This is a genomic window from Rhodococcus sp. OK611 (assembly GCF_003050885.1).
Classification (GTDB): domain Bacteria; phylum Actinomycetota; class Actinomycetes; order Mycobacteriales; family Mycobacteriaceae; genus Rhodococcus_G; species Rhodococcus_G oryzae.
Window position 1 is genome coordinate 1 of record NZ_QAOZ01000019.1, and the last position, 16,439, is coordinate 16,439.

Genomic DNA, 16,439 nt, shown 5'->3' on the forward strand with positions numbered 1-16,439 from the left:
AGCGTCGACCGCGACCAGCTTGCCGCCGCCGCGGGCCTCGACACCCGCACCGCCGCGCAACGCAACCACGACGCAGTCAAGGAAGCACTGCGCGCACTCCTCGCATCCGGCATCCTCGGTTCCCATCGCGGGCTTCCCGCGACGACGATCATCACCATGACCCTCGATCAGCTCGAACACGCCACGGGTGTCGCCACCACCGCGTCCGGCGGGATCCTCCCCATTCGAGACGCACTGAAGATGGCCGAACGCTCGCACCCAGTACTGGTGCTCTTCGACCACAACGGCAGACCCCTGCACCTCGGACGTTCGAAACGCCTCGCCACCGCAGACCAACGACTCGCGTTGATCGCCGCCGATCGAGGTTGCACCCGACCCGGCTGCGACGCCCCCGCCACGATGACCGCCGTCCACCACGTCCATGACTGGTCCAAGGGCGGCGCCACCGACATCGGCAGCATGACCCTCGGATGCGACGGCTGCCACGCACTCATCCACGACGGCCCCGGCGGCTGGCAAACCCGCACCGCGTCCAAAGCCTCCGAATACGCCGGACGCACCGAATGGATCCCACCGCCGCACATCGACCCCGAACAGAAACCCCGGATCAACCACCGCCACCACCCGAAAGAGCTCCTCGAACGCGCCCGGCGAAAAGCGCAGGCGCGTCGAAAGACAGCGAGCGCCCACAATGCAGCCGTACGTTCAGCTCGCGGGGTCGTAGTGGAACGCGCGTACCTCCTGCGCGCACTGGCAGGCAACCGCGATCTTCGCAGCCCATTTCAGTGCCGCCTCGCGGGAGGGCAACTCCAGCACCGTGTAACCGCCTTCGAGCTGCTTCGTCTGCGGGTACGTGCCCTCGGTCACCGTGCCATCCCCATCGACCAGGACAGGCGGAACGCTCTCGTCGATTCCACCGCCGAACACCCAGACGCCGGCGTCCTTCGCCTCCTCCACCACCGCGTGCGACGCATCCGACGCTGCCTGCAGAACCTCGTCGGGAAAGTCCATGGCGCCACTCGGGAACGAGATCAGGTACTTCGTCATCGCGTCGACTCCTTCTTGACGTTTCAGGGATCGGATCCAATCCTCGCCCACGCGGCGCGCGCTGCACACAGGAATGAGACCCGACTCGGACCCATTACCCGCACTCTCCGGATCCGACAGGGACGTGTCATCACCCCAGTTCAGGACCTGATTAGGATCTCCGGGTGACAGAGGAACGATTCGACACCAACGGGACTAACCGCATCACCGGCGTCGCCCTCACCGATGCCGCCGTCGTGCTGACCCTCGCCGACGGGCAAACACTCACTGAGCCGCTCCGGCGCCATGTTCGTCTGGAGAAGGCGACACCCGCGGAGCGGGAGCGGTGGGCGCTGACCGATGACGGTCACGGCGTGAACTGGCCGGAACTGTGGGAGCCGAGCCCGGAGGGAATGGTGAGCGTGTGGGAGATCCTGCAGGATCGCCTCTACGACGCCGCACTCGGCCGACTCATGACCGCCGATTGGAACGTGGATGCGATCTCGCCGCGCGACTGCGACCTGGTCGCGCTGTGGCGGGCGGAGGCCGACATCAACAACGGCGGGTTCCTGCAGTTCCTCGGGAACTGGGGCATCCGCAATCACGAGACCGCGGTCACCGCATTGGATGCGATCGGCGCGGCGGCGGCCGCCGGCATCCTGCGGGCGATGTTCATCGTCGTCGAGCCGCACCTCGCCGCAGGCGGGATCGAATCGATCTCGGACATCTACGGCCGCCTGACCGAAGCCGACAACGGACGCCTGGGCGAGCTGGACGAAGCCTTCTGGGAGTACCCAGACCCGCTCACCCGCCTCGTCGTGGAGCACTACGGCCCCTGATCTCAAGGCGAGACAAGCGTTCCTACCTGATGCTCAGTTCCCCCGACACCGTTGCATGAATATCAACCCACGGCGGGGCGATCGCTCAGGAGGGCAGCCGCCAGTCGACCGGCCCCTCCCCCAGTTCGTCGAGGAGCCGGTTGGCGCGGCTGAACGGCCGCGACCCGAAGAATCCACGCCGGGCCGACAGCGGCGACGGATGCGCGGACTCGATCACCGGCACATCGCCGAGCATCGGCTTCAGGGTGCCCGCGTCACGTCCCCACAGGATCGCCACCATCGGCTCGGGCCTCGCGACCAGTGCCCGGATGGCCTGCTCGGTCACGGCTTCCCAGCCCTTGCCTCGATGCGCGGCCGCCCTGCCGGACTCGACGGTGAGCACCCTGTTGAGCAGCAGCACGCCCCGCTCGGCCCACGACGTCAGGTCGCCGTTGCCGGGCGTGGGCAACCCCAGATCCTCGCTGTACTCGGCGAAGATGTTGCCGAGGCTGCGCGGCACCGGACGCACGTCCGGCGCCACCGAGAAGCTCAGTCCCACCGCATGTCCCGGCGTCGGGTAGGGGTCCTGGCCCACGATCAGCACCCGGACGTCACGAAACGGCTGCCGGAAGGCCCGCAGCACGTTCTCCTGAGCAGGCAGGGGGTCGCGGCCCCGCGCGGCCTCGTCACGCACGAACTCCTCCATCGCGGAGATCCGTCCCGCAACCGGCGCCAGGGCCTGCGCCCAGCCCGCCTCCATCAGCTCGTCGAGCGGTCGGGCCGGCATCAGTCGAGACGCCGGAGCGCGTCCCGGTAGAACGCGGCGTTCGCCGAATAGGTCTTCACGTTGATATCCAGGTGCCCCTCGGGCACCTCGTAGCCCTCGCGGATCTTCGCGGGCACGCCGAGCGCCATCCGGCGCGCGGGCACCTCGAACTTGAACGGGATGACGGCTCCGGCGCCGACGATCGCGCCGCTGCCGACCTTCGAACCGTTCAGCACGACCGATCCGGACGCGATCAGGCAGTTGTCGCCGATGGTGGCGCCCTCGATGTGCGCGCTGTGCCCCACCACGCAGCCCGACCTGATCACCGTCGGATCGATCGGGGTGCAGTGGATGACGGTGCCGTCCTGGATGTTGGTGTCCGCGCCGATCGTGATGGTGCCGTAGTCGCCGCGCAGCACCGCCTGCGGCCACACCGAGGCACCCGCGGCCAGGGTGACCGCACCGATCACCACGGCGTCGGGGTGGACGTACGCGTCCGGATGGATGTCGGGAACGCGGTCACCGAGGGCGTAGATAGGCATGCGGGCAATCTATCTAATCGAAGCTCTGCCATCCGCCGCCGCCCGCCCAGGAACGGCCGTCGACCTGCACGCCGTCACCGGCCAGGACCGACCCGATCCGACGCCAACCCGAAGGCAGCGACGCTTCGGCGGGGAAGGTCGCGGCCAGGGCATGGTCCTCGCCACCGGTGAGCACCCAGTCGAGCGCGTCCGCCCCCAGCGCCGTCGCGGCCTCGGAGAGCTCGGGCCCGGGTTCGAGCAGCGCGCTGTCCAGGTCCATCGCGACCCCCGAGGCTGTGCACATGTGCCCCAGATCAGCGATCAGTCCGTCGGACACATCGGTCATGGCGGTGGCCCCTGCGCGCGCCGCAACCGGACCGCTCTCGTAGGGTGGGAACGGAACCTTGTGCGCGGCAACAAGTTCCGGGAAACGATCCGATTCGGCGAGCAACGCGGCCAGTCCCGCCGCCGACCAGCCGAGCCGACCCGCGACGGCCACCTGATCGCCGGGACGCGCCCCGGACCGCAGCACCGGCGCGTGCCCGCCCAGGTCTCCGAGCACCGTGATCGAGACCACCAACTGCTCCGCCTGCACCATGTCCCCGCCGATCACACCCGCACCGAACCCGGCCACCTCGGCCCAGATCCCGTCCGTCAGCGCGTCGGTGACGGATACCGGCGTGCTCGGTGGGCACCCGATCGCGACCAGGAACGAGGTCGGCCAGGCGCCCATCGCGACGATGTCCGCGCCGTTCTGCGCGACCGCCTTGCGCCCCACCTGTTCGGGGGTCGACCAGTCCAGCCGGAAGTGCCTGCCCTCGACCAGCATGTCGGTCGAGGCGACCACCGCGCCGTCCAGCGCCCGCACCACCGCGGCGTCGTCTCCGGGGCCGAGCAGCGTGCTCTCGGGTTGCGCTCGACCCGCCACCGCCCGGTCGATCACCGCGAATTCGCCGATGTCGGCGACCGTGCGCCCGGCATCGGTGCCGCGATCAGTCGATTCGATGACGCACCTCCGAGGAATGAGAACCGGTACCCTTTATCGCAGCCGGGAGTGACCCGACCGTGCAAGTGGCAGGCCAGGGCCACCGCGACTCTACCGAGGTCGCGGGCACTGCACCGAGAAGGGGCGTCAGCGATGCAAGCTTTCGTTCTGATCCAGACCGAGGTCGGCAAGGCCCTGCTCGTCTCCGAGGTGATCAGCCAGCTACCTGGCGTTCTCAGCGCGGAGGACGTCCTCGGCCCCTACGACGTGGTGGTCCGGGTCGAGGCCGCGGACACGACCGAGCTACCAGGCGTGGTGCAGCGGATTCAACGCGTCCAGGGAATCACCCGGACCCTGACATGTCAGGTTGCGGCACACTAGTAACCGTGAACGACCCCGATCTCCCCGATTCCGCTGACGCTCCCGAACCCACAGAACCCCATCCCACCGCACGGCGCAGCCCGGCGCTGATCGCCGTCGCGGTCGCCCTCCCGGTCGCCCTTGTGGTCGGCGTGCTCGTCGCCGCCGTGATCGCCGGACGCGACCCCATCCAGGAGCCGGTCGCGCTCGGCACGGTGCCCGCCCCCGCCGCCGAGTCCCCCGAGTGCGCCGCCCTGATCGCGGCATTGCCCGAGAACCTCGGCGATTTCGAGAGAGCCGAACTGATGGATCCGGCCCCCGTTGGAGCGGCCGCCTGGCAGGCGGACGACGCCAAGGAGGTCGTGCTTCGCTGTGGGGTGGACCGTCCGCTCGAGTTCAACGCGGCATCGCCGTTGACGGTGGTCGACGCGGTGCAGTGGTTCGAGGTTCCCGGCGAAGAAGGACTGGACGCCAGCACCTGGTTCGCGGTCGATCGAGGCGTCTACGTCGCACTGACCGTGCCGCACGGATCGGGTCCGACCCCACTGCAGGACGCCTCGGCCGCAATCACCAGCACTCTGGAGCAGCGGCCGCTGGACCCGGCGCCCATTCCGACCCCATGACCCCGGGCCTGCCGGCCTGCGTCAGCGCAGGCCGGTCCCCCGGGCCAGCGCCGTCTCGACCAGAGTGGACACCAGGGTCCGGTAGTCGATCCCGGCGGCGTCCCACATCCGCGGGTACATCGAGATCGAGGTGAACCCGGGCATCGTGTTGATCTCGTTGATCACCGGGCCGTTCTCGGTGATGAAGAAGTCGACCCGGGCGAGCCCCTGGCAGTCGAGCGCGGCGAAGGCCCGCACGGCGATCGCCCGGATCTCCTCGCTGATCGCGTCGTCGAGCTTGGCAGGGACATCGAACTCGCAGATGTCGTCGAGGTACTTGGTGTCGAAGTCGTAGAAGGCGCCGTCGTCGCCAGCGAACTCCGGCATCCGGATCTCCGCCACGACACTGGATTTCACTGAGCCATCCGGGAATTCGAGGACACCGCACTCGACCTCGCGGCCGACGATGCCCGCCTCGACGATGACCTTCGGGTCGTGTCTGCGGGCCATTTCGATCGCCGCGTCGAGCTGATCCCATGATGACACCCGGGAGATACCGATCGAGGACCCACCGCGGGCGGGCTTGACGAACACCGGGAGGCCGAGCCGCTCGCGATCGGCGGGCGACACCGTCGCGGTGCCCGCGCGCAGCACCACCTGCTCACCGATCGGCAGCCCATCGGCCGCGAGCAGCTTCTTGGTGAACTCCTTGTCCATGCCCGCCGCGCTGGCCAGCACACCGGGACCGACGTACGGCAGGCCCGCGAGCTCGAGCAGGCCCTGGATGGTGCCGTCCTCTCCGTAGGCGCCGTGCAGGACCGGGAACACCACGTCCACCGACGCGAGGACCGCGCCCGCCTCGTCGTTGCTCAGCGACACAAGCGCGCCCGAACGGGTCGGGTCGGCGGTCAGGGTCAGTGCGGTACCCGCCGCGTCGACGGTGGGCAGTGAGCGGCCCGCGATGGTGAGGGCGTCGGGATCCGTCGGACCGAGCACCCAGGCACCGTCGGGGGTGATGCCGATCGGCACCACCTCGTAACGCTCGGGATCGAGGTTGCGAAGCACACTACCAGCGGAAACACAGGAGACCGAGTGCTCACTGCTACGGCCACCGAAGACCACAGCCACCCTCGTACGCGGATTACTCACGTACCGAACCGTACCGTTGGACCAACCGATCTGCCGCGTCAGGTCACCGCTGATCGGGACCGCGCGAACCGTTCGGGCCTGCTCACTCGGGCTTGGTGCGCCGCCCCAGGAGCAGTCCGACGGCATCCGGGACCGACATGCCCTCGTGGCAGACCCGATGAACCGCGTCGGTGAGCGGCATCTCCACGTCGTGACTCGCCGCCAGCGCCCGCACCGAGGTGCAGGACTTCACGCCCTCGGCCACCTGCCCCTTCGTGGCCCGTTGCGCGCTCTCCATGGAGCCGCCCGCACCGAGATGGTGTCCGAAGGTCCGGTTTCGCGAGAGCGGCGAGGAGCAGGTCGCGACGAGGTCGCCGACGCCCGCCAGCCCGGCCAACGTCGCCGGGTTCGCGCCGAGCGCCACCCCGAGTCTGATCATCTCGGCCAGCCCACGGGTGATGATGGTGGCGTTGGTGTTCTCCCCCAGGCCGATCCCCGACGCCATTCCGCAGGCAAGGGCGATCACGTTCTTGCACGCTCCTCCCACCTCGCAGCCGATCACGTCGGAGTTGGTGTACGGACGGAAATACCCGGTGGCGCAAGCCTTTTGAAGGTCCACCGCGCGAACGGAATCGGTGCACGCGATCACGGTGGCTGCCGGCTGGCCCGCGGCGATCTCCCTGGCCAGGTTGGGCCCCGACAGCACCGCCACCCGCGACGGATCCGCACCCGCCACCTGGCTGATGACCTGGCTCATCCGCATCAGTGTCCCGCTCTCGATGCCCTTCGCCAGGGACAACAGCGTCGAATCGGGCTCGATCGACGGCGCCCAGGCACCGAGGTTCTCGCGCAGCGACTGCGAGGGCACGGCAAGGACGACGATATCGGCACCCTCGAGCGCGACGCGATGATCACTGGTCGCCGACAGCGAGGGCGGCAACGCGATCCCCTCGAGGTAAAACGGATTCTGGTGATCGACCGAGATCGACTCGGCCACTTCGGGTCTCCGCGCCCACATCGTGACATCGGTGCCGGCATCGGCCAACACCTTCGCGAACGCCGTCCCCCAGGATCCCGCCCCCAGTACCGCTGCCTTGCTCATGGAATGTCCCTTCCCCTCGCCACCCGCTGCCACCGGGACCCAAGAGTAGACGGCCGCAGGGGCACCGCGGTCTGCTCGCCCGCTGCGGCGTGCTGGCAGGATTGCCGGTATGGACCCAGCGCATCGCACGCCGCCCGCGGGGCAGGCGCACGTGTTGATCGCGGTCAAGGAGCTCGGCCGGGCCAAGAGCAGGCTGGCCGCCCGCCTCGAGCCGCAGGAGCGGACCGCGCTCGTGCTGGCCATGCTGCGCGACACCTTGACGGCGGCCGCGAACGCGTCGGGGATCGCTGAGCTCACGGTCATCACCCCCGACCCGTCGGTGGCCCGCGTGGCGCGCGAGTGCGGGGCCGGGCACTACGCCGATCCGGCAGGCGAGGGCGGCGATCGCCTCAACACCGTCCTGCGGGCCGCCGCCACCCATGTGCGATCGACCCACGGCCGCGGACCCATCGTGGCGTTGCAGGGCGATCTCCCCTGCCTGCGCCCGGGCGAGCTGACGGCGGCGCTGGCCGCTGGCGCACGGGCACCCCGCTCCTTCGTGGTCGATCACCACGGCACCGGAACCGCGGCGCTGATCGTCGGGGATCCGGAGGCCGACCTCGACCCCGCGTTCGGCCCGGACTCGGCGCGGCGACACCGCCTTTCCGGGGCCGCGGAACTGACCGGCGACTGGCCGGGGCTGCGACTCGATGTCGACACCGCGGCCGACCTCGATGCCGCGGTGCTGCTGGGGCCCGGCCGGGCGACCGCCGCGGAGCTCGACCGGATCGGCTGGCCCGGCGTCGCGGGAACCGCCCGGCGAATTCACCGAAGATAAATGCGCATCGTTTGTCGCCCACTCGCGATCTGGGGGATGATCTACGCGTGAGTAACGGTGAGGTACGCGGACAGGACGCCGGGCAGCACACGGCGTCGGGAACCGGCGAGCGCGATTGGAGCGCACCGATCGTCAATCACCTTCCGGTGATCCCGACCGCGCCGCCCGCCGCCACCCCGGTGGTGGTCGACGGTTCGGTCATCCCCCTGCCGGAGGAGCGCTACCTCAACCGCGAGCTGAGCTGGCTCGACTTCAACTCCCGGGTGCTCAGCCTCGCCGAGGATCCGTCGCTTCCGCTGCTCGAGCGCGCCAAGTTCCTCGCGATCTTCGCCTCGAACCTCGACGAGTTCTACATGGTCCGGGTCGCGGGCCTCAAGCGCCGGGACGAGACCGGACTCTCGGTCCGTTCCGCCGACGGCCTGAGCCCGCGCGAACAGTTGGCGCTGATCGGCAGGCGGACCCAGGAGATCGCAGAGAAGCACGCCAGGACCTTCCTGGACAAGGTGCTGCCCCAGCTCGCCGAGGAGGGCATCTCCATCATCGGCTGGGCAGACCTCGATGCCGACGAGGAGGAGCGCCTGTCCGCGCACTTCCGCGAGCAGGTGTTCCCCGTGCTGACCCCCCTCGCGGTCGATCCGGCCCACCCGTTCCCCTACATCAGCGGCCTGAGCCTGAACCTCGCGGTGACCGTGAAGGATTCGTCGACGGGCGGCGAGCACTTCGCGCGGGTGAAGGTGCCCGACAACGTCGACCGGTTCGTCCGCGTCAACCGCACCGATTCCCCCGCGACCACCCCGGCTTTCCTGCCCATGGAGGCGCTCATCGCGGCGCACCTGAACGCGCTGTTCCCCGGGATGGAGATCGTCGAGCACCACGCCTTCCGTATCACCCGCAACGCCGACTTCGAGGTCGAAGAGGATCGCGACGAGGATCTGCTGCAGGCCCTCGAGCGCGAACTGGCCCGCAGGCGGTTCGGGTCGCCGGTGCGGCTCGAGGTCGCGGACGACATGACCGAGCACATGCTCGAACTGCTGCTGCGCGAGCTCGACGTGGATCCGGGCGACGTGATCCAGGTCCCCGGCCTGCTCGACCTGTCCTGCCTGTGGCAGGTCTACGGCGTCGACCGCGCCAACCTCAAGGACGCCCCCTTCGTGCCCGCGACCCATCCGGCATTCGGAGAGCGGGAGACCCCGAAGAGCGTGTTCTCGACGCTGCGCGACGGCGACGTCCTGGTGCATCACCCCTACGACTCGTTCTCCACCAGCGTGCAGCGGTTCATCGAGCAGGCGGCGGCCGATCCGCATGTGCTGGCGATCAAGCAGACGCTGTACCGCACCTCCGGCGACTCCCCGATCGTGAACGCGCTGATCGACGCCGCGGAGGCTGGCAAGCAGGTGGTGGCGCTCGTCGAGATCAAGGCACGGTTCGACGAGCAGGCGAACATCAAGTGGGCGCGCAAGCTCGAACAGGCGGGCGTGCACGTGGTGTACGGGCTGGTCGGGCTCAAGACCCATTGCAAGACTTGCCTTGTCGTACGCCGGGAGGGCTCGGCGATCCGCCGGTACTGCCACATCGGCACCGGGAACTACAACCCGAAGACGGCCCGGCTGTACGAGGACGTGGGCCTGCTCACCGCCGCACCCGAAATCGGTGCCGACCTCACAGACCTGTTCAACTCGCTGACCGGATACTCGCGTAAGGCGCAGTACCGGAACCTGCTGGTCGCTCCCTACGGCGTCCGCGACGGCATCATCAAGCGGATCGACGCGGAGGTCGCGCGCCAACTCGAGGGCAAGTCCGCGGGAGTCCGCCTCAAGGCCAACGCCCTGGTGGACGAGCAGGTGATCGACGCGCTCTATCGCGCCTCGCAGGCAGGCGTGCAGGTGCAGGTGGTGGTCCGCGGTATCTGTGCGCTCAAGCCAGGCGTGCCGGGACTGAGCGAGAACATCGAGGTCCGTTCGATTCTCGGGCGGTTCCTCGAGCATTCACGCATCCTGCATTTCGTCGGCGCGGAGGAATTCTGGATCGGCAGCGCCGACATGATGCACCGCAATCTCGACCGGCGGGTGGAGGTGATGGCCCAGGTGAAGGATCCGCGGCTGGCACGTCAGCTCGGCGACATCTTCGACTCCGCTCTCGACCCGACCACCAGGTGCTGGGTGCTCCAGTCCGACGGGCACTGGGCGGCCTCGCCCGCCAGGGGTGAAAGCGTCCGCGAGCACCAGCAGGAGCTGATGCGCGGCCGCCGTGCAATCGGCTCGTAGGAACGTTTTCCGGCCACCACAGGAAGGCAGCCAGTGAGCTCGAAGTCGGATCGACCCATCAAGGCCAATATCTTCGCGGCAGGTGCCGTGCTCTGGCGTAAGTCACCGACCAATCCCTACGAGATCGAGATCGCACTGATCCACCGGCCCAAGTACGACGACTGGTCCTTCCCCAAGGGCAAGCTCGACCCCGGGGAGACGCCGATCGTCGCGGCGCTGCGAGAGGTGCAGGAGGAGACCGGGCTACGGGTGCGCCTGGACCGGCGCGTGACCCGAGTCGCCTACGAGATCCCCGGCCACCGCAAGCGCAAGCGGGTCGACTACTGGGCCGCCGAATCACTCGGTGGCGAGTTCGTACCGAATTCCGAGGTCGACGAGCTCCGGTGGGTGGCACCCGAGGACGTGGCAGGCGAACTCTCCTACTCGGTGGACGGCAAGGTGATGCGCCGGTTCCTCCGTGTTCCCGCCGACACCACCACCATGCTCGTCGTCCGGCACGGCAAGGCCGGACGACGGAAGGACTCTCCGGACGACACGCTACGACCGTTGGATCAGCTCGGGCGCGTCCAGGCCGAGGCCCTGGTGCCCCAGCTCCTCGCCTTCGGTGCGACGGCGGTTCATTCGGCCGATCGCATCCGCTGCGAGCAGACGGTGGAACCGCTGGCGCGTGCGCTGGGCACCGAGATCGTGGCGGAGCCGCTGCTCTCGGAGGAGGCGTACGCGGAGGATCCGGCCGCGGCCCGGTCCCGCGTGCGAAAGATCGCCACGCTCGGCGGCGTCCAGGTGATCTGCAGTCAGAGCGGGGTCATCCCCGACCTGCTGAGCTGGTGGGCGGAACGGGACGGGATCACCCTGCCGCGTGCCCGCAACCGGAAGGCCAGCACCTGGGTTCTCTCGTTCTCCGGGGGCAAGCTGGTGGACGCCAGCCACATCGACAGCCCGCTGCCCGAGAACGCCTGAGGCGGCCACCGATCCGACAGAGGGCGGCGACGGTTTCCCGTCGCCGCCCTCGATCTCGTGCGGGGCACGAGTAGTCGGTCGTGCCTACTTCTTGCGAGCGGGCGCCTTCTTGGCCGGCGCCTTCTTGGCCGGAGCCTTCTTCGCCGGAGCTGCCTTCTTCGCGACGACCTTCTTGGCCGGAGCCTTCTTGGCCGGAGCCTTCTTCGCGGGTGCCGCCTTCTTCGCCACGACCGCCTTCTTGGCCGGTGCCGCCTTCTTCGCCACGACCGCCTTCTTGGCCGGTGCCGCCTTCTTCGCCACGACCTTCTTGGCCGGAGCCTTCTTCGCGGGCGCCGCCTTCTTGGCCGCAACCTTCTTCGCTGCGGTCTTCTTCGCCGCTGCCTTCTTCGCAGGTGCCGCGGCAGCCGAGCCACGCTTGACCGCGGGTCCGCTGGCCGGAAGCTTCTGGCTACCGGCGATCACGGCCTTGAACTGGGCGCCCGGACGGAACGCAGGCACCGAGGTCGGCTTGACCTTGACGGTCTCGCCGGTGCGCGGGTTGCGCGCGACGCGGGCCGCACGGCGACGCTGCTCGAAGACGCCGAAGCCGGTGATCGTGACGCTCTCGCCCCTGTGCACGGCGCGCACGATGGTGTCGACGATGTGCTCGACCGCATCGGTTGCCGTACGGCGATCCGAGTCCAACCGTTCGGTCAAGATGTCAATGAGCTCTGCTTTGTTCATGGAAGTCCTCCGCAAACTGATGGCCCATTGTCGGACCGACTAGCAAACACGGTAATCCGGAAAAGGGCAAGAGTCTATGTGCCACGCCAATTCTCATGTACCTCTCAGAGGCGTGGCACCCTCTTTCGTGCCTGAATCCCGTTAGTCGGTCGTATTAGTTTCCCTCGGCAACCCGTGCCGGGAGGGTGGCAGGTTTCCATGACGGCCTTGACTTTTCGAACTCCGAAATCGCATCTACCTGCCGCAATGTCAATCCGATATCGTCCAGACCCTCGAGCAGACGCCACCGCGTGTAGTCATCAATGTTGAAGCGCACCACCAGCGTTCCTGCGGTCACCGTGCGCTCCGTGAGATCCACAACAATTTCGAGACCGGGCTGCTCTTCAAGCAACTTCCAGAGCAGTTCGACGTCCGACTGGTCGACCTGAGCGGCCAGCAGACCGGCCTTGCCGGAGTTGCCGCGGAAGATGTCCGCGAAGCGAGAGGCGATCACTACGCGAAATCCGTAGTCCGATAGCGCCCACACCGCGTGCTCACGGGACGAGCCGGTGCCGAAGTCCGGACCCGCGACGAGAACCGAGCCCTTGTCGTACGGCGGAATGTTCAGGATGAACTCGGGGTCGGCCCGCCAGCCCGCGAAGAGGCCCTCCTCGAAACCGCTACGAGAGACCGACTTTAGGTAGACCGCCGGAATGATCTGGTCGGTGTCGACATTGGAGCGCCGCAGGGGGACGCCGATTCCCTTGTGTGTCGTAAAGGCTTCCATCAAATACTCCTGTCGTTCCGGTGGTCTTCAGTCCAGGTCCACGGGCGCCGAGAGCGTGCCTCGCACCGCCGTCGCCGCCGCAACCAGCGGGGAGACGAGATGGGTCCGCCCGCCCTTGCCCTGCCTACCTTCGAAATTCCGGTTGGAAGTCGATGCCGAGCGCTCACCCGAGGACAGCTGATCGGGATTCATGCCGAGACACATCGAGCACCCCGCCTGCCGCCATTCCGCACCCGCTGCGGTGAAGATCTCACCGAGGCCCTCCTTCTCGGCCTGCGCGCGAACCCTCATCGAGCCGGGGACGACCAGCATCCGCACGCCCTCGGCCACCTTGCGACCCTTCAGCACGCCCGCCACGGCCCGCAGATCCTCGATCCGGCCATTGGTGCAGGAACCGACGAAGACCGTGTCCACGGCGATCTCACGCAGCGGAGTGCCTGCCGTGAGGCCCATGTAGGTCAACGCCTTCTCGGCGGCCTGGCGTTCGCTCTCGTCGACCATCTGGGTGGGATCCGGCACCGAGTCGCCGAGCGGCGCACCCTGGGCCGGGTTGGTCCCCCAGGTGACGAACGGGGTCAGCGAGTTCGCGTCGATGTAGACCTCTTGGTCGAAAGTCGCACCTTCGTCGGTCTTCAGCTGCTCCCACGCGGCGACGGCGGCATCCCAGTCCGCGCCCTGCGGCGCGTGCGGCCGTCCCTTGATGAACTCGTAGGTGATCTCGTCGGGCGCGATCATGCCCGCGCGGGCACCGGCCTCGATCGACATGTTGCAGACCGTCATTCGGGCTTCCATCGACATTTGACGGATGGCCGATCCGCGGTACTCCAGGACATAGCCCTGGCCGCCGCCGGTGCCGATCTTCGCGATGACGGCGAGCACGACGTCCTTGCTCGTCACCCCGGGCTGGAGTTCGCCGTCGACGTTGATCGCCATCGTCTTGAACGGGCGCAGCGACAGCGTCTGGGTCGCCATCACGTGCTCGACCTCGCTGGTACCGATTCCCATTGCGAGAGCACCGAAGGCGCCATGCGTGGAGGTGTGGCTGTCGCCGCACACCACGGTCATGCCGGGCTGAGTCAGGCCCAGCTGCGGACCGACGACGTGCACGATGCCCTGGTCGAGGTCGCCCATCGGATGCAGGCGGACACCGAACTCCTCGCAGTTGCGACGAAGGGTCTCGACCTGGATACGGGAGACCGGGTCCGCGATCGGCTTGTCGATGTCGATCGTCGGGACGTTGTGGTCCTCTGTGGCGATCGTGAGATCGGGGCGGCGCAATGGCCTGCCCGCCAACCGAAGGCCGTCGAAGGCTTGAGGACTGGTCACTTCGTGAATGAGGTGCAGATCGATGTAGATGAGGTCCGGGTTACGCGATGCGCCCTCCCCCTCGCCCTGGACGACGACATGCTCGTCCCACACCTTCTCTGCCAGGGTGCGCTTTCTACTGACCATGTTCTCCACCTCTCAGTGTGACTAGTGCGTCCCGGACATCGGACGGCCTGGAGTGCGCCACTTCCATCATCTCCCCGATCACGCCCGATCGAAGCCGTCCGAATTTCCATCTCAGAATGCGAGACGGTAGTATCGCCCTATGAGACAGCATAGCGGCTCCCCCGCCTCGAGCGGGATCGGGGTGCTCGACAAGGCGATGACCGTTCTCCACGCCGTTGCGGAGCAGCCCTGCAATCTCGGAGAGCTGTGCGCCCGCACGGGTCTGCCCCGGGCGACGGCTCATCGACTGGCGGTCGGCCTCGAGGTGCACCGACTCCTCGCCCGCGACGGCGACGGACTCTGGCGCCCTGGCCCCGGCCTTGCTGAGCTGGCCCCGACCGCACACGACAGCCTCCTCGAGGCGGCCGCCATGATCCTGCCGCGACTGCGCGAGATCACCGGAGAGAGTGTGCAGCTGTACCGCAGGGAGGGCACCCAGCGGGTGTGCGTGGCCTCCATGGAGCCGCCCACCGGCCTCCGGGACACCGTACTGGTCGGCGCACGGCTGCCGATGACCGCAGGCTCGGGAGCCAAGGTGCTACTGGCATGGGCGGATCCGCAGACCCAGCGGGCGGTGCTGGCCGACGCGCTCTTCAGCGAACGGGCACTGCTCGAGGTGCGCAAGCGTGGCTGGGCACAGAGCGCCGCCGAACGCGAACCCGGCGTGGCGAGCGTCGCGGCGCCGGTGCGTGATGGCGCGGGCGTCGTGGTCGCGGCGATCTCGGTCTCGGGCCCGATCGACCGAATGGGCAGGCGCCCCGGCGCCCGCTGGGCCGCCGATCTCCTCGCCGCCGCGGACGCACTCCACAAACGTCTGTAGCCGCCTTCGCATCCGATGTGGCCCATATGGCCACAGTCACATGTGTGGCCCATGGCACAGTGCATGCGAGAACAGGTTCCAATCCCCATGGGAGGACAGCGCAGTGGGCACCAACCAACGTAGCCAGATCACGATGAACGACGACGAGATCGCCGGGTTCATCGAACGCAGCCGGATCGCCACCATGGCCACGGTCGGCGCGAAGGGCGCGCCGCACCTGATCGCCATGTGGTACGCCGTGATCGACGGCGAGATCTGGTTCGAGACGAAGTCGAAATCACAGAAGGCCGTCAACCTCCGCCGGGACAACCGGATCACCGTGATGATCGAGGACGGCAACACCTACGACACCCTGCGCGGCATCTCCATCGAGGGCACCGCCGAGATCGTCGACGACCGAGACGCCCTCTGGCAGGTCGGCGTCAGCATCTGGGAGCGCTACACGGGCCCGTACTCCACCGACGTGGACCCGGCGATCGAGATGATGCTCAACAAGCGGGTCGCCGTGCGGGTGAAGATCGATCGCATCCGGTCCTGGGATCACCGCAAGCTCGGATTGCCCCAGATGCCCGTGGGTGGCACCACAGCGGCTTTCCTGTAGTAGCGCCACCGCAGAAATCTGCGGGACTTCCCGCGGCGGCGGCGGTACCGTCACGGTGCGACCAAACAGAATGGGAGGAGCGCACCGTGACTGACTCCGCGAAGGATCAGAACGAGAACGATCAGATCAAGCAGCAGTTCCGCGAGGCACTAGAGCGCAAGAATCACAAGAACGCGAACCCGACGGCCGCCACGGCCGGCGATTCGAAGATTCATCACACGCACGGCCCCGCCGATCACAAACGAGAATTCCGCCGCAAGAGCGGCTAGCCGTTTCGAGCGAAGGCGCTCACCCGACTCGGGTGGGCGCCTTTTTTCGAGCGCCGCCGTTCGATCTGCCGGAGACAAGAAAAGACCCCCTGGCATGTGCCAGAGGGTCTTCTTCATTTGTAGCCCCGACGGGATTCGAACCCGCGCTACCGCCTTGAGAGGGCGGCGTCCTAGGCCGCTAGACGACGGGGCCAAGAACACGCTGTACTGATTTGTTGCGCTGCTGTGGAACTCTTCCGGAGAGAAGTTCCGCATCAGTGGAAGCTCGGCTAGCTTAGCTGGCCGGAGTTCAGAGTCAAAATCGTCTGAACTCTCCGCTGGGGTACCAGGACTCGAACCTAGAATGGCGGTACCAGAAACCGCTGTGTTGCCAATTACACCATACCCCAATGACCTCGGCGGCTCGCTCAACCTTGCGGC

Annotated in this window: 18 protein-coding genes, 2 tRNA genes and 1 pseudogene; 10 read left to right on the forward strand and 11 right to left on the reverse strand. The window is 67.8% G+C overall.

What is annotated here, in order from left to right; genetic code table 11:
* Positions 1-87: 87 nt before the first annotated feature.
* Positions 88-441, forward strand: a pseudogene (locus C8K38_RS28015) (DUF222 domain-containing protein); the annotation flags it as partial.
* A gap of 264 nt (positions 442-705) precedes the next feature.
* Here C8K38_RS28015 and C8K38_RS22075 read toward each other — a convergent pair.
* The gene (locus tag C8K38_RS22075; RefSeq protein ID WP_097213551.1) at positions 706-1,047 is read right to left on the reverse strand and encodes a YciI family protein; all 342 of its coding nucleotides are present in this window, start codon (positions 1,045-1,047) and stop codon (positions 706-708) included.
* Positions 1,048-1,211: 164 nt separating this feature from the next.
* Between C8K38_RS22075 and C8K38_RS22080 the strand changes: the two genes are divergently transcribed.
* Positions 1,212-1,865 carry a DMP19 family protein gene (locus tag C8K38_RS22080; protein WP_097213552.1) on the forward strand — a complete coding sequence of 218 codons (654 nt, stop codon included), beginning with the start codon at positions 1,212-1,214 and terminating at the stop codon, positions 1,863-1,865.
* 85 nt (positions 1,866-1,950) lie between these two features.
* Here the strand turns inward: C8K38_RS22080 and C8K38_RS22085 are convergent, their stop codons facing one another.
* From C8K38_RS22085 to C8K38_RS22095, 3 genes are read right to left on the reverse strand one after another with little or no spacing between them, the layout of a single operon-like run.
* Positions 1,951-2,631, reverse strand: a complete 681-nt coding sequence (locus C8K38_RS22085; protein ID WP_097213553.1) for a uracil-DNA glycosylase — start codon at positions 2,629-2,631, stop codon at positions 1,951-1,953.
* Complete coding sequence (locus tag C8K38_RS22090; protein ID WP_097213554.1) at positions 2,631-3,152, reverse strand: gamma carbonic anhydrase family protein; 522 nt, start codon at positions 3,150-3,152, stop codon at positions 2,631-2,633. Before C8K38_RS22090 ends, C8K38_RS22085 begins: the two co-directional genes overlap by 1 nt.
* A gap of 13 nt (positions 3,153-3,165) precedes the next feature.
* The gene (locus C8K38_RS22095; RefSeq protein ID WP_179800682.1) at positions 3,166-4,137 is read right to left on the reverse strand and encodes a thiamine-phosphate kinase; all 972 of its coding nucleotides are present in this window, start codon (positions 4,135-4,137) and stop codon (positions 3,166-3,168) included.
* A 132-nt stretch (positions 4,138-4,269) separates the two neighbouring features.
* On the opposite strand from C8K38_RS22095, the gene C8K38_RS22100 reads away from it, so the two are divergent.
* Positions 4,270-4,497, forward strand: coding sequence for an Lrp/AsnC ligand binding domain-containing protein (locus C8K38_RS22100; protein WP_077041177.1), 228 nt, complete (start codon positions 4,270-4,272; stop codon positions 4,495-4,497).
* Positions 4,476-5,099 carry a DUF3515 domain-containing protein gene (locus C8K38_RS22105; protein WP_097213556.1) on the forward strand — a complete coding sequence of 208 codons (624 nt, stop codon included), beginning with the start codon at positions 4,476-4,478 and terminating at the stop codon, positions 5,097-5,099. Before C8K38_RS22100 ends, C8K38_RS22105 begins: the two co-directional genes overlap by 22 nt.
* A gap of 21 nt (positions 5,100-5,120) precedes the next feature.
* Here C8K38_RS22105 and C8K38_RS22110 read toward each other — a convergent pair whose 3' ends face one another.
* Positions 5,121-6,227 (reverse strand): D-alanine--D-alanine ligase family protein, encoded by a 1,107-nt coding sequence (locus C8K38_RS22110; protein ID WP_097213657.1) that lies wholly within the window; start codon positions 6,225-6,227, stop codon positions 5,121-5,123.
* 82 nt (positions 6,228-6,309) lie between these two features.
* Complete coding sequence (locus C8K38_RS22115; protein WP_097213557.1) at positions 6,310-7,308, reverse strand: NAD(P)H-dependent glycerol-3-phosphate dehydrogenase; 999 nt, start codon at positions 7,306-7,308, stop codon at positions 6,310-6,312.
* Positions 7,309-7,417: 109 nt separating this feature from the next.
* Between C8K38_RS22115 and cofC the strand changes: the two genes are divergently transcribed.
* The 3 genes from cofC (at position 7,418) to C8K38_RS22130 (ending at position 11,349) form a co-directional block, all read left to right on the forward strand.
* The gene (gene cofC / locus C8K38_RS22120; protein ID WP_097213558.1) at positions 7,418-8,125 is read left to right on the forward strand and encodes a 2-phospho-L-lactate guanylyltransferase; all 708 of its coding nucleotides are present in this window, start codon (positions 7,418-7,420) and stop codon (positions 8,123-8,125) included.
* Positions 8,126-8,253: 128 nt separating this feature from the next.
* Positions 8,254-10,389, forward strand: a complete 2,136-nt coding sequence (locus tag C8K38_RS22125) for an RNA degradosome polyphosphate kinase (protein ID WP_373560289.1) — start codon at positions 8,254-8,256, stop codon at positions 10,387-10,389.
* 33 nt (positions 10,390-10,422) lie between these two features.
* Positions 10,423-11,349: an NUDIX hydrolase gene (locus tag C8K38_RS22130; protein ID WP_097213560.1), complete on the forward strand. Its 927-nt coding sequence runs from the start codon at positions 10,423-10,425 to the stop codon at positions 11,347-11,349.
* Between the two features lie 84 nt (positions 11,350-11,433).
* Here C8K38_RS22130 and C8K38_RS22135 read toward each other — a convergent pair whose 3' ends face one another.
* From C8K38_RS22135 to leuC, 3 genes are all read right to left on the reverse strand, one after another.
* A complete protein-coding gene (locus C8K38_RS22135; RefSeq protein WP_097213561.1) occupies positions 11,434-12,072 on the reverse strand; it encodes an HU family DNA-binding protein in 639 nt (212 codons plus the stop codon).
* Between the two features lie 154 nt (positions 12,073-12,226).
* The gene (leuD, locus tag C8K38_RS22140; protein WP_097213562.1) at positions 12,227-12,838 is read right to left on the reverse strand and encodes a 3-isopropylmalate dehydratase small subunit; all 612 of its coding nucleotides are present in this window, start codon (positions 12,836-12,838) and stop codon (positions 12,227-12,229) included.
* Between the two features lie 27 nt (positions 12,839-12,865).
* Positions 12,866-14,290, reverse strand: a complete 1,425-nt coding sequence (gene leuC, locus C8K38_RS22145) for a 3-isopropylmalate dehydratase large subunit (RefSeq protein ID WP_179800677.1) — start codon at positions 14,288-14,290, stop codon at positions 12,866-12,868.
* Between the two features lie 139 nt (positions 14,291-14,429).
* On the opposite strand from leuC, the gene C8K38_RS22150 reads away from it, so the two are divergent.
* The 3 genes from C8K38_RS22150 to C8K38_RS22160 all read left to right on the forward strand — a co-directional run bounded on the left by C8K38_RS22150 (position 14,430) and on the right by C8K38_RS22160 (position 16,019).
* A complete protein-coding gene (locus C8K38_RS22150; protein WP_097213564.1) occupies positions 14,430-15,149 on the forward strand; it encodes an IclR family transcriptional regulator in 720 nt (239 codons plus the stop codon).
* A 103-nt stretch (positions 15,150-15,252) separates the two neighbouring features.
* Positions 15,253-15,750: a pyridoxamine 5'-phosphate oxidase family protein gene (locus C8K38_RS22155; protein ID WP_097213565.1), complete on the forward strand. Its 498-nt coding sequence runs from the start codon at positions 15,253-15,255 to the stop codon at positions 15,748-15,750.
* 86 nt (positions 15,751-15,836) lie between these two features.
* Positions 15,837-16,019: a DUF5302 domain-containing protein gene (locus tag C8K38_RS22160; protein WP_077041171.1), complete on the forward strand. Its 183-nt coding sequence runs from the start codon at positions 15,837-15,839 to the stop codon at positions 16,017-16,019.
* Between the two features lie 120 nt (positions 16,020-16,139).
* Here C8K38_RS22160 and C8K38_RS22165 read toward each other — a convergent pair.
* A tRNA-Glu gene (locus C8K38_RS22165) sits at positions 16,140-16,212 on the reverse strand.
* Between the two features lie 124 nt (positions 16,213-16,336).
* Positions 16,337-16,408, reverse strand: a tRNA-Gln gene (locus C8K38_RS22170).
* Between the last annotated feature and the right edge of the window lie 31 nt (positions 16,409-16,439).

What these genes read in the sequence shown, in the direction of transcription:
- cofC (WP_097213558.1), top strand. Translation starts at nt 7,418, where the DNA reads ATGGACCCAGCGCATCGCACGCCGCCCGCGGGGCAGGCGCACGTGTTG.
- C8K38_RS22135 (WP_097213561.1), bottom strand. Translation starts at nt 12,072, where the DNA reads ATGAACAAAGCAGAGCTCATTGACATCTTGACCGAACGGTTGGACTCG.
- C8K38_RS22085 (WP_097213553.1), bottom strand. Translation starts at nt 2,631, where the DNA reads ATGCCGGCCCGACCGCTCGACGAGCTGATGGAGGCGGGCTGGGCGCAG.
- C8K38_RS22100 (WP_077041177.1), top strand. Translation starts at nt 4,270, where the DNA reads ATGCAAGCTTTCGTTCTGATCCAGACCGAGGTCGGCAAGGCCCTGCTC.
- C8K38_RS22105 (WP_097213556.1), top strand. Translation starts at nt 4,476, where the DNA reads ATGTCAGGTTGCGGCACACTAGTAACCGTGAACGACCCCGATCTCCCC.
- C8K38_RS22090 (WP_097213554.1), bottom strand. Translation starts at nt 3,152, where the DNA reads ATGCCTATCTACGCCCTCGGTGACCGCGTTCCCGACATCCATCCGGAC.
- C8K38_RS22115 (WP_097213557.1), bottom strand. Translation starts at nt 7,308, where the DNA reads ATGAGCAAGGCAGCGGTACTGGGGGCGGGATCCTGGGGGACGGCGTTC.
- leuD (WP_097213562.1), bottom strand. Translation starts at nt 12,838, where the DNA reads ATGGAAGCCTTTACGACACACAAGGGAATCGGCGTCCCCCTGCGGCGC.
- C8K38_RS22150 (WP_097213564.1), top strand. Translation starts at nt 14,430, where the DNA reads ATGAGACAGCATAGCGGCTCCCCCGCCTCGAGCGGGATCGGGGTGCTC.
- C8K38_RS22075 (WP_097213551.1), bottom strand. Translation starts at nt 1,047, where the DNA reads ATGACGAAGTACCTGATCTCGTTCCCGAGTGGCGCCATGGACTTTCCC.
- leuC (WP_179800677.1), bottom strand. Translation starts at nt 14,290, where the DNA reads ATGGTCAGTAGAAAGCGCACCCTGGCAGAGAAGGTGTGGGACGAGCAT.